The organism is Pseudomonas sp. PAMC 25886 (assembly GCF_000242655.1).
Classification (GTDB): domain Bacteria; phylum Pseudomonadota; class Gammaproteobacteria; order Pseudomonadales; family Pseudomonadaceae; genus Aquipseudomonas.
Window position 1 is genome coordinate 17,881 of record NZ_AHHC01000032.1, and the last position, 13,862, is coordinate 31,742.

Below are 13,862 nucleotides of genomic sequence, written 5' to 3' on the forward strand. Positions count from 1 at the left end.
CCGCTATGCATTGGTGGTGGCTTCGTGTGCATCGCTGGCTGGCGCTGAGCGTCGGCCTGTTGCTGGCGCTGATCGGCTTGAGTGGCGCGCTGCTGGAACTCAAGGGGCCGATCCTGCGCTGGGAAGTCGGCAGCCAGGCCCTGGACCTGGCCCCGGGTGAGCACGGCCCGGTGCTGGACGACGGGCAGTGGATCAGCGCGGCGATGAGCGCGTACCCGCAGTTCCAGAAAGTCTTTGGCGCCGCAAAGCCGCGCCAGGGCTTCCTCGAATCGGACAACGCGATTGTATTCGGTGCGCTCAAGGATCGGCCCGGCATCGGCATCGCCATGATCGATCCCTACAGCGCCGAGCCTCGCGCGTTCTTTGTCTTCGATGACCTGTGGCTGGCAAAACTGGTGGCGTTGCACCGGGCACTCCTGTTGCCGCCGCCGCTTGGCGCCATCGCCCTGTTTGCCTGTGGCCTGGTGCTGCTGGGTTCGGTGGGCAGCGGCCTGTACCTGTGGTGGCCGGGGCGGCGCAGTTGGTGGAAAGCCGCCAGCCTGCGCCCCGGCAGCCAGGGCCAACGCCGGCTGCGGGAATGGCACAACGTCGCGGCAGCCTGGCTGTGCCTGCCATTGGCGGTGATTGCCGGCAGCGGCGCCTGGCTGGCCCGGCCCGACTGGTTTGTCGCCAACCCCGTCGCGCTCAAGCCGTTGTTCTCCGCGGCCCACGGGCACCTGCTGCTGGGGTTGCCCGGTGCGGCCCTGGCGTTTCTCTGCGGCCTGGCATTGCCGCTGCTCTATCTCACCGGGCTGTTGTTGTGGTGGCGCAAACGCGTCCGCCGCCTGCACCCCACCGTTCAAGGAAACCTTTGATGAAACACCTCCCGTTGTTGCAACGCAGCCTGCTGCTGGGCCTCTGCCTGTTGATGAGCGGCCTGGCCTGCGCCCACACCGTCACAGACCTGGCAGGTCGCAAGGTCGACGTGCCGGACAAGGTCTCGCATATCCTGCTGGGTGAAGGCCGGATGATCTACTCGTTGTCATTGCTGGAAGGCAAGAACCCGTTTACCCGCATCGCCGGCTGGCAAGGGGATTTTCGCGGGCTGGATGTGCAGGGTTACGCCGCCTTCCAGAAGCACTTTCCCGAAGCCGACAATGTCCCCCTGGTAGGCGGTACTTCTGCCGAGACCTTCAGCGTGGAAAAAGCACTGGCGGTGCACCCGGACCTGGCGATCATGGCCCTGAGCGGCGGCCATGGCCCGAGCCCCGACAGTGAGGCGGTCAAGCAGTTGGAAGCGGCCGGCGTGGCGGTGATCTTCGTCGACTTCAGCGACCATCCGTTGAGCAACACCGTGCCGAGCATGCGCCTGCTGGGCCAGGCCCTGGACCGTAATCAGCAGGCCGACGACTACATCGCGTTTTACCAGGCCGCGCTGGCGAAGGTCACCGACACCCTGGCCAAGGCCGGGACGGTAAAACGGCCGAAAATCTTTATCGACATGCTGGCCGGCCTGCAGGATTGCTGCGGCTCACCGGGCACCGGCAACTTCGGGGAAATGATCAAGCTCGCTGGCGGCCAGAACATTGCCGACGGGCGCATTCCCGGCCCGATCGGCACGCTGAACGTCGAGTACATCCTGTCCAGTGACCCGGATGTGTACGTCGCCACCGGAGTGTTCGGCCACGGCCAGGGCGGCGTAACCCTCGGTTATTCGGCCCCGCCGCAGCAGGCCAACGACAGCCTCAGGCAAGTGGCCCATCGCGCCCCGCTGAATGAACTGCGGGCGGTGCGCGAAGGCAATGTGCATGGCCTGTGGCATATCTTCTACGACTCGCCGGAACACTTGATCGCGGTGCAGGCCCTGGCCAAGTGGCTGCACCCGGACCTGTTCGCCGACCTTGATCCGGAACAGACCCGCGCCGAACTGTACCGGCGCTTTATGCCGATCCCGGCCAGCGGCGTGTTCACCACGAGCCTCGTGCCGTGACGCAGGTGCAGGCCTGTGAAAGTGCCAATAACGCAGGTGAGCGCTATCGCCATCGCCATGGACGGCGGGTGTTGCTGCTGTCGGTACTGGCGTTGGCGCTGGTGGTTTCCCTGGCGGCGGACATCACCACCGGCCCTTCCGGCATGAGCCTGACGCGTCTGCTGCACGTGCTGTGGGACCCGGCCTCCATGCCTCGGGTGGAAGCGGTGATCGTATGGAACGTACGCCTGCCCTACGCGCTGATGGCGGTACTGGTGGGCGCGGCCCTGGCCCTGGCGGGGGCGGAAATGCAGACGGTGCTGGATAACCCGCTGGCCAGCCCGTTCACCCTCGGTGTTTCAGCGGCGGCAGCCTTTGGGGCGGCCCTGGCCATTGTGCTGGGGCTCGGCATTCCTGGCGTGCCGGCGCAGTACCTGATTTCGGCCAACGCTTTTCTGTTCGCCCTGGCCTCGGTAGCGCTGCTGTACCTGTTGGCACGCTGGCGTGGGTTTGGCGTGGAAAGCCTGGTGCTGTTCGGGATTGCCCTGGTGTTTGCGTTCAACGCGCTGGTGGCGCTGCTGCAGTTTGTGGCGAGCCAGGACAGCCTCCAGCAACTGGTGTTCTGGACCCTGGGCAGCCTGGCCCGGGCATCCTGGGAAAAGCTCGGGATTCTCGCCGCCGCGTTGCTGCTGTGCCTGCCGTTTTCCCTGCGTCAGAGCTGGGCGTTGACCGCCCTGACCCTGGGAGAAGAGCGCGCCCGCAGCTTCGGGGTTGATGTGGCCCGCCTGCGGGTGCTGTCGCTGCTGCGCATCAGCCTGCTGTCGGCACTGGCGGTGTCGTTTGTCGGCACCATCGGTTTTATCGGGCTGATTGCCCCGCATATCGCGCGGCTGCTGGTGGGGGAAGATCATCGCTTGTTTTTGCCTGCCAGCGTGCTCAGTGGCGGCTTGATCCTGTCGATGGCGTCGATCGCCAGCAAGGCGCTGATGCCCGGCGTGCTGATCCCCGTGGGGATTGTCACCGCGCTGGTGGGGATTCCGTTTTTCATGGCGATTGTGATGCGTAACCGCCGAGGTGTTCTGTGACCGGACTAAGCACACGTGAGTTGAGCATGCACTACGGCAGCCGCAGCGTGCTCCACGACATCCACCTGCCGGCCCTGCTGCCTGGCAGCATCACCGCGCTGATCGGCCCCAACGCCGCCGGCAAGTCGACCTTGTTGCGGGGTATCGCCGGGCTGCACAAGGCCCGTGGCCAGATCTGGCTGGACGGCACCGACCTCAACCGCTTGCCGCAAGTCGAGCGCGCACAACAGGTGGTGTACCTGCCCCAGAGCCTGCCGGAACGCACGCGCTTGTGCGCCTTCGAAGCGGTGTTGAGTGCGGCCATGGCCGGGCACCGTGGCGCCGGTTTTGCGCCAGGGCGACCGAGCCCTGCGGTGTTCAAGGGCGTCGAAAAAATCCTCGCCGACCTCGACCTGACCGCCCTTGCCGACCGCCCGATCGATGCGCTTTCCGGTGGCCAGCGCCAACTCGTGGGGCTGGCCCAGGCCCTGGTGCGTCAGCCTAAAGTGCTGCTGTTGGACGAACCCACCAGCGCCCTCGACCTGTATCACCAGTGCCAGGTGGTGGAAGCCATCACCCAGGCGACGCGCGAACGCAACCTGATCACCCTGGTGGTGGTGCACGACATCAACCTCGCCCTGGGCTTCAGTGACCAGGTGGTGGTGTTGCACAATGGCCAACTGGCCGCTGCCGGGCCACCGCAAGCGGTGATCAACCAGGCGTTGCTCAAGGACGTCTATGGTGTGAGTGGCCGCCTTGAACAGGTGCACGGCCGCCCGCTGGTGATGGTCGATGCACGACTGCCCTTTCCCCCTGCCCTTGGATAACCCATGAACAGCTCCCAAGACGCTGCACTTGCGACGTTGCACACTGACCGCCCGTTCAACCTGCGCCCGCTGCTGTTGGCCAACATGGCCTGCACCATGGCGATGATGGCGTTTGTCTCGCTGATTGGCCCGATCGCGAGGATTCTCGGCCTGGCCACCTGGCAGGCGGGCGCGGCGGTCACCGTGTCCGGGGTGATCTGGATGCTCCTGGCCCGCCCGTGGGGCCAGGCCAGTGACCGTCTCGGCCGACGTCGCGTGCTGTTGCTCGGCACCGGCGGTTTTACCCTGGCGTACTGGGCGCTCTGCGTATTTATCGATGCGTCCCTGCAACTGCTGCCGTCGGCCATGCTGGCGTTTATCGGGCTGATTCTGGGGCGCGGCCTGATCGGCGTGTTCTACGCCGCGATTCCGGTGGGCGGGTATGCGCTGGTGGCCGACAACATCGAGCCCGAGCACCGGGCCAAGGCCATGGCTTCCCTGGGCGCCGCCAACGCCTGCGGCCTGGTGCTGGGCCCGGCGATTGCCGCGCTGTTGGCGCGTCACAGCCTGAGCCTGCCGTTTTACGTGATGGCGGTGCTGCCCATGCTGGGCTTTCTGGTGCTGCTGGCCAAACTGCCACGCCAGGAGTTGCACCTCAAGCAGCCGCCCAAGCCGGTCAACCTGTCGGACCCACGGCTGCGTCGCCCGCTGGTGGTGGCGTTTGTCGCGATGCTGTGTGTGTCGATTGCACAGATAACCGTGGGCTTTTTCGCGCTGGACCGTCTGAAGATGAACCCGGCCGATGCTGCACAAACCGCCGGCATTGCCCTGACCATGGTCGGGCTGGCGCTGATCTGCTCGCAACTGCTGGTGCGCAAACTGGAGTGGCCGCCGCTGCGGATGATTCGCGTGGGCGCCGTGGTGTCGGCCCTGGGCTTTGCCGGCAGCATGTTCGCTGACACGGCCTGGATCCTGTGGCTGTGCTTCTTTGTGTCTGCCGCCGGCATGGGTTGGATCTTCCCGTCCTTTGCGGCATTGGCGGCGAATGCGGTGGATGCCTCGGAACAGGGCGCCACGGCCGGTTCGGTGGGTGCAGCCCAAGGCCTGGGCGTGGTAGTCGGGCCTCTGGCCGGGACCTTGATCTACGCGGTCGAGCCGCGCCTGCCCTACCTGGTGGCGGCCGCGCTGCTGCTGTTGATTGCGTGCTGGCCGGCTGCACGGCAACCGGCCTGAGGCTTACAGAATGCGGTAGAGCAACCGCTCGATCCGCACCCGGCTGACCCGACGCAGAAACTTGCCGACGGCCGCCGGGTACTCCACCAGGGTTTCCAGTTGCTGGTAGCGTTCGATACGCGAGGTGTGCTGGAAAATCTGCGCCAGTTCAGTACGCCGAGGCACCACCCATTCACCCTTGGGATCGTCAATCAGCAAGGCGTTTTCCAGGTCGAGGCGAAACGCGCGCGGGTTGATGTTGTTGCCGGTCAGCAACGTATAGCGCTGGTCGACCCACATGCCCTTGAGGTGGTAGGTGTTGTCGCCGTCGCGCCACAGGTGCAGGTTCAACTGGCCGCTGTCGATCATGCGCTGGTGGCGCTTGGCAAAGCGTCGCAGGCTGATTTCATAGAGATACGGCAACGCGGCGATAACCTTGAACGGCTCGCTCGGCGGGATGTAGAAGTCGTTGGCGGTCTTGTCGCCGACGATGATGTCGATCTTCACCCCGCGCGCCAGGGCGCGGTTGATTTCCCGCGTCACCGGCAGCGGCAGGTTGAAGTACGGCGTGCAGATGGTCAGCTGGTGCTGGGCGCTCGCGATCAGCTCGCAGATCACCCGGCTCAGGGGGTTGTTCTTGCACACGCCCAGCAAGGGGCTGACCGACAGGTTGCCGTTGGGCAACTGCCCCGCCGTGGTGTCATACACCGCGTGTTTCAGGCGGCTGCGCAGGTCGCCGATGTCGTTGCGCAGGCTGCGGGTGGTCGGCGGGTTGGGCAGGTCCAGGCGATGCACCGCCTTGGCGGCGACCAGGCCGTGTTCCACCAGGTGCTGCATCGAGTCGGCCAGTGCCTTGTTGTGGATCAGGTGGTAGCGGTCATAACGGTATTTGTCGAACTTGTGCAGGTACACGTTGTTCAGGCTGGCGCCGCTGTACAGCACGCTGTCATCGATCACAAAGCCCTTGAGGTGCAGCACGCCGAACAGTTCGCGGGTTTGCACCGGCACGCCGTAGACCGGCACTTCGGTGCTGTGGGACTGGGTCATGGCCTGGTACCAGGCACTGTTGCCCGGTTGCTTGCCGGCCCCGATCAGGCCGCGCTGGGCACGCAGCGAGTCAACCACCACCACGATGTCCAGCCCGGGCCGCCGGGCCTTGGCAGCGTGCAACGCGTCGTAGATCTCTTGCCCCGCTTCATCCTGCTGCAGGTACAGCGCCACGATGTAGATACGCTGGGTGGCCTGGGAAATTTTCTCCAGCAGGCAGCGGCGGTACTCGGCCGCACCGGACAGCACGTCGATCGCCTCGGGTGTGAGGGGAAAACCGCGCAGCTTGGGCAACAGGGAGCGTTTGAATAACGACGGCATAGGGCTCGCAATGGGTCGAATCCGAAGGACTCGAGAGCTTACACCATGGGCTGGCTCAGGTCTTCCCGCCCAGGGTTAAAAATAATTAATTGACCAAGGAGAACGATCGTTCTACTGTAGTTCACATGAACGATATTACTCGCGACATTATTCTCGACGTTACCGAAAAGTTGATCTACCGAAACGGCATCGCTGCCACCGGCATGGATCTTCTGGTGAAAACCGCTGGCGTCTCCAGAAAGAGCGTCTACCGCTATTTTGCCAATAAGGACGAACTGGTGATCGCCGCCTTGCAGCGCCGTGACGAGCGCTGGATGCACTGGCTGCGCAGCGAAGTGGAACACCACGCCACCACGGGCGAGCGCCTGCTGGGCGTGTTCAGTGCACTGAAGACCTGGTTCGGCTCCGACGACTTTCGCGGTTGCGCCTTCATCAACACCAGCGGCGAAACCGGCGACCCGCAAGACCCGGTGCGCCTGCTGGCCAAGGCCCACAAACAGAAACTGTTCGAGTACGCCCTCGAACTGTGTCAAGCACATGGCACCCCCGACCCGGAACGCCAGGCCGCGCACTTGCTAATCCTGATTGATGGCGCCATTACCGTTGCCCTGGTGATGGGCGACACAACCGCTGCCGATAATGCGCAATCCATGGCGCGAACCTTATTGGCACTTTGACCCAACGTTCATTTGAACCTGCCCAGGAGCCGTCCCATGTCCTCCACCCCTGAAATACGCCCGCCGTTGCCGCCGTTCACCCGCGAATCGGCGATTGAAAAGGTTCGCCTGGCCGAAGACGGCTGGAACTCCCGTGACCCGCAACGAGTGTCCCTGGCATATACCCTGGATACCCAATGGCGCAACCGCGCCGAGTTCGCCCACAACCGCGAAGAAGCCAAGGGCTTCCTGACCCGTAAATGGGCCAAGGAACTGGATTACCGGTTGATCAAGGAACTGTGGGCGTTTACCGGCAACCGCATTGCGGTGCGCTATGCCTATGAATGGCACGACGACTCCGGCAACTGGTTCCGCTCCTACGGCAACGAGAACTGGGAGTTTGATGAGAATGGCTTGATGGCGAACCGGTTTGCCTGCATCAACGACCTGCCGATCAAGGAAAGCGAGCGCAAGTTCCACTGGCCGCTGGGCCGGCGTCCGGATGAGCACCCGGGGTTGTCGCAGCTGGGGCTCTAAACGGTAAGCCGCAAGCTTGAAGCTTCAAGCTTGCGGCTGATGACTCAATCCTGATTCAACCCCACCCGATACAACACACCCCTGTCTTCATCCGTCAGTACATACAGGTAGCCGTCCGGCCCCTGGCGCACATCGCGGATGCGCGCTTTCAAGCCGCCCAGCAGGCGCTCTTCGTGGATGACCTTGTCACCGTCGAACTGCAAACGAATCAGCTCCTGGCTGACCAGTGCGCCAATAAACACGTTGTGCTGCCAGGCCTTGAACCGGTCGGCATCGTAGAACGCCATGCCACTCACACCCGGGGACTTTTCCCATACGTGGTGCGGTGGAACGGTGCCTTCGGCCGTCTTGCCCTTGGCCTCGGGAATCGGCGTCAGGGAATAGTTGATGCCATGGGTTGCCAATGGCCAGCCGTAGTTTTTCCCGCGCTCGATGATGTTGATTTCATCCCCGCCACGCGGACCGTGCTCGTTTTCCCACAGCGTGCCGCTCCACGGGTTCAGTGCCGCGCCCTGGGGGTTGCGCTGTCCATAGGACCAGATTTCCGGTCGCACGCCTTCCTGACCCACGAAGGGGTTGTCTTCCGGCACACGGCCGTCAGGGAAGATCCGCACCACCTTGCCTTGCAGCTTGTCGAGGTCCTGGGCGGTGGGGCGATCGTTGTTCTCCCCCAGGGTCACGAACAGGTAGCCGTCGCGGTCAAACACCAGCCGCGAACCGAAGTGATTGCCCGTGGACAGCTTGGGCTCCTGGCGCAGGATTACCTTGAAGTCTTGCAGGCCAGTGAGGTCGTCGCTCAAGCGCCCGCGCCCGACTGCCGTGCCGGCCGTGCCGTTCTTGCCGCCGCCTTCGGCGTAAGACAGGTACACCAGGCGGTCCTCCTTGAAGTCGGGCGACAGCACCACGTCGAGCAGCCCGCCCTGCCCCTTGGCAAATACCTTCGGCACGCCACCCAACGGCGCGGACAGTTTGCCGTCCGGGCTGACGAAGCGCAGGTTGCCGGGGCGTTCGGTGACCAGGAAGCCTTGTTTGTCCGGCAGGAACGCCACCGCCCACGGGTGATCCAGGCCCTTGGCAACCGGGGTGACCGTGATACTCCCCTGCTCGCTGGGGAACTGTTGGGTGTCGGCCGCCGAAACGGGCAGCGCCAGGGGCAGCAAGGCAGCGGCGCAGAAGGTCGCTAGAAGGGTTTTGCGTAGAAACATACGGTGGGTTTCCTTGTCGTCTTTACACACTCAATCGCCGCGATTGCCATTGGCGTCGCGCGTGGGGGCTTTGGGCTGGATGGCCGGTGGGGTCTGCGCGCCGTCGCGGCGCTGGACACTGTTGCCGATGCCGCCGTTTTGCAGGGTGGGCGGCCGTTGGGCCGGCGGGATAAAGGTGCCCCGCGCAGCCGGCGCGTTGGGCTGGGTGCCCTGCATGCTGTTGGGGTTGGCCTGGTGGATGGGGCCGTTGTAGGGGTTATTGCTCCTGCCGGGCAGGTTTTGCGCCTGTGCCAGCGAGCTCAAGGCCAGGCCCAACGCCAATACGGCAAGGTTACGCAAACGGGTGTTCATGACAAAGCCTCTCTGGGCGCGAGGAGTACGTGCTTTCGATAACACGCTACGCCTTGGGTTCGGCTTTGGTAACTAAATAGTTTCTCATCAGGTGTAACACGATCTGTCTGAAACACCGCTGCCAGCCGGCTGGCCGGGGAAACTTTTGCCGAATCCACCGTGTCACCTGAAGACCCCCACACTTTCAGGAATACCGACATGCCACGGGCTATCTGGAAAGGCGCAATCAGTTTCGGCTTGGTGCACATCCCGGTGTCGCTGGTCTCGGCAACATCCTCCCAAGGCGTCGACTTCGACTGGCTGGACAAGCGCAGCATGGACCCGGTGGGTTACAAGCGCGTCAACAAGGCCACCGGCAAAGAGGTCACCAAGGACAACATCGTCAAGGGCGTGGCCTACGAGAAAGGCCGCTACGTGATCCTCAGCGAAGACGAAATCCGCTCGGCCCACCCCAAGTCGACCCAGACCATCGAAATCATCGCGTTTGTGGCCAGCGATCAAATCCCGCTGCAGAACATCGACACGCCCTACTTCCTGGCACCCGACAAGCGCGGCGGCAAGGTCTACGCGCTGTTGCGCGAAACCCTGAAGAAAACCCGCAAGGTCGCCCTGGCCAACGTGGTGCTGCACACCAAGCAACACCTGGCAGCGTTGATGCCACTGGAGTCGGCCCTGGTGCTGGTGATGCTGCGCTGGCCCGCCGAGGTGCGCGGCCTGGACGAGCTGGAACTGGGCAGCGACGTGACCAAGCCAACCCTGGCCAAGGGCGAACTGGACATGGCCAAGCGGCTGGTGGAAGACATGAGCGCCGACTGGCAGCCCGACGAATACCGCGACAGCTTCCAGGACAAGATCATGGCGTTGGTGGCGAAGAAGGCCAAGGCCGGCAAGATCGAAGACGTGGAGTCCAGCGAGGGCGTGGATGAGCGCAAATCCGCCGACGTGATTGATTTGACGGAACTGCTCAAACGCAGCCTGGCCGGCAAGAGCCCGGCGAAGAAACCGGCCGCGAAAAAAACCCGCAAGGCTTCATGAGGTAGACCACCATGGCCAAGCCCCTGAGTGAATACAACGCCAAGCGCGACTTCGATGTAACCGCCGAACCTGCCGGCAGCGCGCCACGCGGCCGGAACCGGGCGCAGGCCCTGTCGTTTGTGATTCAGAAGCACGACGCCCGCAACCTGCATTATGACTTTCGCCTGGAACTCGATGGCGTGCTCAAAAGCTGGGCGGTGCCCAAGGGCCCGAGCCTCGACCCGAGCCAGAAGCGCCTCGCGGTGCACGTGGAAGACCACCCGTTGGGCTACGGCAGTTTCGAGGGCAGCATTCCGGCCGGCCAATACGGTGCCGGCGATGTGATCGTGTGGGATCGCGGCGTGTGGCAGCCCCACGACGATCCGCGCCAAGCCTACGCGGCAGGCAAGCTTAAATTCACCCTGATCGGCGAAAAGCTCGCGGGCGACTGGACGCTGGTGCGTACCCGCCTCAAGGGCAGCGGAGACAAGGAGCAATGGCTGCTGATCAAGGAAAACGATCAGCAGGCGCGCCCGGTGGCTGACTACGATGTGGTCCGGGCCGAACCGAAAAGCGTGCTGAGCGATGCGACCGTGGGACGTGCGAAAAAGCCGGCAGCGCCAAAGAAAACCACCCGCAAAGCTTCCACCGCCCTGCCCGACCAGTTCACCCCACAGTTGGCGACACTGGTGGACCGTGCGCCGGACGGCGACTGGGTGTACGAGATCAAGTTCGACGGCTACCGGATCCTCGCGCGCATTCAAGGGGGTGAGGTGCGGCTGTTCACCCGCAATGGCCATGACTGGACCGATCGCCTGCCGCGCCAGGCCAAGGCCCTGGAGGCCCTGAAACTCAAGGACAGCTGGCTCGACGGCGAGGTCGTCAGCCTGAACGCCGAGGGTTTGCCGGACTTCCAGGCGCTGCAGAACGCGTTTGATATCGGCCGCAGCCTGGACATCGTCTATTACCTGTTTGATGCGCCGTTTCTGGAAGGCCGTGACCAGCGGGAAGCTGGCGTTGAAACCCGGCGTGCCGCGTTGAAGGACGTGCTGAACCGCAGCAGAAGCAAGCTGCTGCGTTTCTCCGAATCCTTTGCCGCCCACCACCGGGACATCTTTGAAAGCGCCTGTGACCTGGCCCTGGAGGGCGTGATCGGCAAACGAGCCGGCAGCCCATACGTCTCCAGGCGCAGCCCGGACTGGATCAAGCTCAAGTGTCGGCTGCGCCAGGAGTTCGTGATCATCGGTTTCACTCGCCCGCAGGGCTCACGCAGCGGTTTTGGCGCGCTGTTGCTGGCCGTGAATGACGACACCGGCCTGGTGTATGCCGGGCGCGTGGGAACGGGTTTTGATCAGGCCACGCTGAAAAAGATCAGCGCACAGCTGAAGGCGCTGGAGCGCGAGGCTTCACCGCTGGCCAAACCGCTGACCAGTGCCCAGGCGCGCGGCGTGCATTGGGTTGAACCGCAGTTGGTGGGCGAAGTGCAATTTGCCGAATGGACCCGCGAAGGCGTGGTGCGCCAGGCAGCATTTGTCGGGCTGCGCAGCGACAAGCCGGCGGAGCAGATCGTTCACGAGCAGCCGCGGGCGGCCAAGTCGCTGAAGGAAAAACCCCGCAAAAAGACCGCTGAAACCGGCGCTGTGGCGGGCGTCAGGATTACCCATCCCGACCGGGTCATCGACGTTCAAAGCGGCACCCAAAAACTTCAGTTGGCGCAGTTCTACGAGGGGATCAGCACGTGGATCCTGCCCTTTTTACGCCACCGCCCCGTGTCCTTGCTGAGGGCGCCGGAAGGTATCGCGGGCGAGCAGTTTTTCCAGAAGCATTCCGAGCGCCTGGCGATCCCGAATATCAAGCAATTGGATAAGGCCCTGGACTCGGGCCATGCACGGCTGATGGAAATCGACAGCCCCGCCGCACTGATCGGTGCGGTGCAAATGGGCACCGTGGAGTTACACACCTGGGGCGCCACCGCTGACAAGATCGAAACCCCCGACCTGTTTGTGCTCGACCTTGACCCGGACCCGGCGCTGCCGTGGAAAAGCATGGTGGAGGCCGCGCAACTGACCTTGTCGGTGCTGGATGAGTTGGGCCTTGAAGCGTTCGTCAAGACCAGTGGTGGCAAAGGCCTGCACCTGGTAGTGCCGCTGGCACGCCGGGATGACTGGGACACGGTAAAAGCCTTCGCCAAGGCGATCGCCCAGTTCATGACGGAGCAACTGCCGGAGCGTTTCACCGCGACCTCAGGCCCGAAAAATCGCGTCGGCAAGATCTTTATCGACTACCTGCGCAACGCCCGGGGCGCCAGCACGGTCGCGGCCTACTCGGTGCGCGCACGGCCGGGCTTGCCGGTATCGGTGCCGGTGAGTCTCGAGGAATTGAAGGGGTTGCACGGCGCGCAGCAATGGACGGTGGCCAATCTGCATGAACGCTTGCAGGGTTTGAAGAAGGACCCGTGGGCGGGTTATGCCAACCGGCAGAAGATCAGCAAGAAAATGTGGGACAAGTTGGGCGCGCACCCGCCAGGCTGATGCGCTCCGCGGCCTGATTCAGATCAGGATAAAGATCAACGCCAAACCGGCGAAGATCGCCCACTTTTCCAGGTAGTAACGGGTGCGGTTGCGCTTCTTCAGCTCCTTGCCCCGCAGGCGAATTTTGTACAGGCGGGTAAACGCGCGGTTCAGGCCACCGGTCTTGTCACCGGCGTCGTTGGGCGACCCGGCGGCCGCCATCACGTTACGGCTGAACCAGCGGTTGAAGGCAGCTGCCCAGCGGTACTTCATCGGGCGCTCGATATCGCAGAACAGAATGATCCGGTTCTGCGCCGTGGTGTTTTCGGCGTAGTGGATAAACGTCTCGTCAAACATTACCGGCTCGCCATCGCGCCAGTAGTAGTTTTCACCATCCACGTTGATGTAGCAGCCCGGGTCGTTCGGCGTGTCGAGGCCCAGGTGGTAACGGTAGGAACCGGCGTACGGGTCACGATGGCGTACCAGCTTGGAGCCCGGTGGCAGCTCGGCAAACATCGCGGCCTTGATCGAACCAATGCTTTGCACCAGCTCTGTGGTGCGCGGGCACAGCTTCATCGCCGAAGGATGGCTGTCGCCGTACCATTTCAAATAGAAACGCTTCCAGCCCGACTTGAAGAACGAGTTGAAACCCACGTCGTTGTATTGCTCGGAGCGTTTGATCTCGCCTGCGCGCAGCAGGTTCTGGCCTTCCTGGCGAATCTCTTCCCAATGCTCCTGAAGCGGGCTCAGGTCAGGAAAGTCGCTGGTGGACAGGTACGGTCGGCTGGGCAGTTTGGAGAAGAGGTAGAGAAAGCAGTTCACCGGAGCCAGGAAGGTCGAGTGATCGCTGAGCTGGCGGCCCAGCTTGTGTCGCACCCGGCCACGCAGGTGAACATACGCAATGGAGAGAACGTAGAGAGCAACAATGATGAGTTTCAAGGTATTCGTCACAAGTCAGAAGAGAACAGGCTGCTCCTGCGTGCCCACGACGGCCGAGGATTGAAGATGCAGCACCTGAAATCACAATTCACAAACAGGCGGCACGACGGGCTGGGTGACAATCCGGTCATGGCCATTGGCAGCTATTTTAGCCACACTTTGTAACCAAAGGTTAATCAAGAATTGTGAAAAGGTGTCCTTTGAGTGTGCTGGACAGCGCGGGAGCGGGCTTGCCAGACGGCAAGCCCGAGG

13 protein-coding genes are annotated in these 13,862 nt (G+C 63.3%); 9 read left to right on the top strand and 4 right to left on the bottom strand.

Features of this window, described 5'->3' with window-relative positions; translation table 11 throughout:
* The first annotated feature begins 26 nt into the window (after nucleotides 1-26).
* The 5 genes from MUM_RS0110050 to MUM_RS0110070 are packed head-to-tail and all read left to right on the top strand — an operon-like array spanning nucleotide 27 to nucleotide 5,051.
* A complete protein-coding gene (locus MUM_RS0110050; RefSeq protein ID WP_238535524.1) occupies nucleotides 27-854 on the top strand; it encodes a PepSY-associated TM helix domain-containing protein in 828 nt (275 codons plus the stop codon).
* Nucleotides 854-1,969, top strand: coding sequence for an ABC transporter substrate-binding protein (locus MUM_RS0110055; protein WP_010169530.1), 1,116 nt, complete (start codon nucleotides 854-856; stop codon nucleotides 1,967-1,969). The genes MUM_RS0110050 and MUM_RS0110055 overlap by 1 nt, the downstream gene beginning before the upstream one ends.
* Nucleotides 1,966-3,033, top strand: a complete 1,068-nt coding sequence (locus tag MUM_RS0110060) for a FecCD family ABC transporter permease (protein ID WP_010169532.1) — start codon at nucleotides 1,966-1,968, stop codon at nucleotides 3,031-3,033. Before MUM_RS0110055 ends, MUM_RS0110060 begins: the two co-directional genes overlap by 4 nt.
* A 26-nt stretch (nucleotides 3,034-3,059) precedes the next feature.
* On the top strand, nucleotides 3,060-3,839 hold the full coding sequence (locus tag MUM_RS0110065) for an ABC transporter ATP-binding protein (protein ID WP_010169533.1): 780 nt from the start codon (nucleotides 3,060-3,062) through the stop codon (nucleotides 3,837-3,839).
* 3 nt (nucleotides 3,840-3,842) lie between these two features.
* The gene (locus tag MUM_RS0110070) at nucleotides 3,843-5,051 is read left to right on the top strand and encodes an MFS transporter (RefSeq protein WP_010169534.1); all 1,209 of its coding nucleotides are present in this window, start codon (nucleotides 3,843-3,845) and stop codon (nucleotides 5,049-5,051) included.
* A gap of 3 nt (nucleotides 5,052-5,054) precedes the next feature.
* Here MUM_RS0110070 and pssA read toward each other — a convergent pair whose 3' ends face one another.
* On the bottom strand, nucleotides 5,055-6,398 hold the full coding sequence (pssA, locus tag MUM_RS0110075) for a CDP-diacylglycerol--serine O-phosphatidyltransferase (RefSeq protein ID WP_010169536.1): 1,344 nt from the start codon (nucleotides 6,396-6,398) through the stop codon (nucleotides 5,055-5,057).
* Between the two features lie 125 nt (nucleotides 6,399-6,523).
* On the opposite strand from pssA, the gene MUM_RS0110080 reads away from it, so the two are divergent.
* Together MUM_RS0110080 and MUM_RS0110085 are read left to right on the top strand one after the other, a co-directional pair.
* Nucleotides 6,524-7,075 carry a TetR/AcrR family transcriptional regulator gene (locus MUM_RS0110080; RefSeq protein ID WP_010169538.1) on the top strand — a complete coding sequence of 184 codons (552 nt, stop codon included), beginning with the start codon at nucleotides 6,524-6,526 and terminating at the stop codon, nucleotides 7,073-7,075.
* Between the two features lie 36 nt (nucleotides 7,076-7,111).
* On the top strand, nucleotides 7,112-7,591 hold the full coding sequence (locus tag MUM_RS0110085) for a nuclear transport factor 2 family protein (RefSeq protein WP_010169540.1): 480 nt from the start codon (nucleotides 7,112-7,114) through the stop codon (nucleotides 7,589-7,591).
* Nucleotides 7,592-7,635: 44 nt separating this feature from the next.
* Here MUM_RS0110085 and MUM_RS0110090 read toward each other — a convergent pair whose 3' ends face one another.
* Nucleotides 7,636-8,796: a PQQ-dependent sugar dehydrogenase gene (locus tag MUM_RS0110090; protein ID WP_010169542.1), complete on the bottom strand. Its 1,161-nt coding sequence runs from the start codon at nucleotides 8,794-8,796 to the stop codon at nucleotides 7,636-7,638.
* A gap of 30 nt (nucleotides 8,797-8,826) precedes the next feature.
* The gene (locus MUM_RS0110095) at nucleotides 8,827-9,147 is read right to left on the bottom strand and encodes a hypothetical protein (protein WP_010169544.1); all 321 of its coding nucleotides are present in this window, start codon (nucleotides 9,145-9,147) and stop codon (nucleotides 8,827-8,829) included.
* 198 nt (nucleotides 9,148-9,345) lie between these two features.
* Here MUM_RS0110095 and ku point away from each other — a divergent pair, with 198 nt between their 5' ends.
* Both ku and ligD read left to right on the top strand, forming a co-directional pair.
* Entirely contained in the window at nucleotides 9,346-10,182 is an 837-nt protein-coding gene (ku, locus tag MUM_RS0110100) for a non-homologous end joining protein Ku (RefSeq protein WP_010169546.1), read from the top strand.
* An 11-nt stretch (nucleotides 10,183-10,193) separates the two neighbouring features.
* On the top strand, nucleotides 10,194-12,692 hold the full coding sequence (gene ligD, locus MUM_RS0110105; RefSeq protein ID WP_010169548.1) for a DNA ligase D: 2,499 nt from the start codon (nucleotides 10,194-10,196) through the stop codon (nucleotides 12,690-12,692).
* A gap of 18 nt (nucleotides 12,693-12,710) precedes the next feature.
* Here ligD and lpxO read toward each other — a convergent pair whose 3' ends face one another.
* On the bottom strand, nucleotides 12,711-13,610 hold the full coding sequence (gene lpxO, locus MUM_RS0110110; protein WP_010169551.1) for a lipid A hydroxylase LpxO: 900 nt from the start codon (nucleotides 13,608-13,610) through the stop codon (nucleotides 12,711-12,713).
* Between the last annotated feature and the right edge of the window lie 252 nt (nucleotides 13,611-13,862).

Coding starts and splice junctions, on each gene's coding strand:
- MUM_RS0110095 (WP_010169544.1), bottom strand. CDS start 9,147: ATGAACACCCGTTTGCGTAACCTTGCCGTATTGGCGTTGGGCCTGGCC.
- MUM_RS0110070 (WP_010169534.1), top strand. CDS start 3,843: ATGAACAGCTCCCAAGACGCTGCACTTGCGACGTTGCACACTGACCGC.
- MUM_RS0110085 (WP_010169540.1), top strand. CDS start 7,112: ATGTCCTCCACCCCTGAAATACGCCCGCCGTTGCCGCCGTTCACCCGC.
- MUM_RS0110055 (WP_010169530.1), top strand. CDS start 854: ATGAAACACCTCCCGTTGTTGCAACGCAGCCTGCTGCTGGGCCTCTGC.
- ku (WP_010169546.1), top strand. CDS start 9,346: ATGCCACGGGCTATCTGGAAAGGCGCAATCAGTTTCGGCTTGGTGCAC.
- MUM_RS0110065 (WP_010169533.1), top strand. CDS start 3,060: ATGCACTACGGCAGCCGCAGCGTGCTCCACGACATCCACCTGCCGGCC.
- MUM_RS0110090 (WP_010169542.1), bottom strand. CDS start 8,796: ATGTTTCTACGCAAAACCCTTCTAGCGACCTTCTGCGCCGCTGCCTTG.
- pssA (WP_010169536.1), bottom strand. CDS start 6,398: ATGCCGTCGTTATTCAAACGCTCCCTGTTGCCCAAGCTGCGCGGTTTT.
- MUM_RS0110080 (WP_010169538.1), top strand. CDS start 6,524: ATGAACGATATTACTCGCGACATTATTCTCGACGTTACCGAAAAGTTG.
- ligD (WP_010169548.1), top strand. CDS start 10,194: ATGGCCAAGCCCCTGAGTGAATACAACGCCAAGCGCGACTTCGATGTA.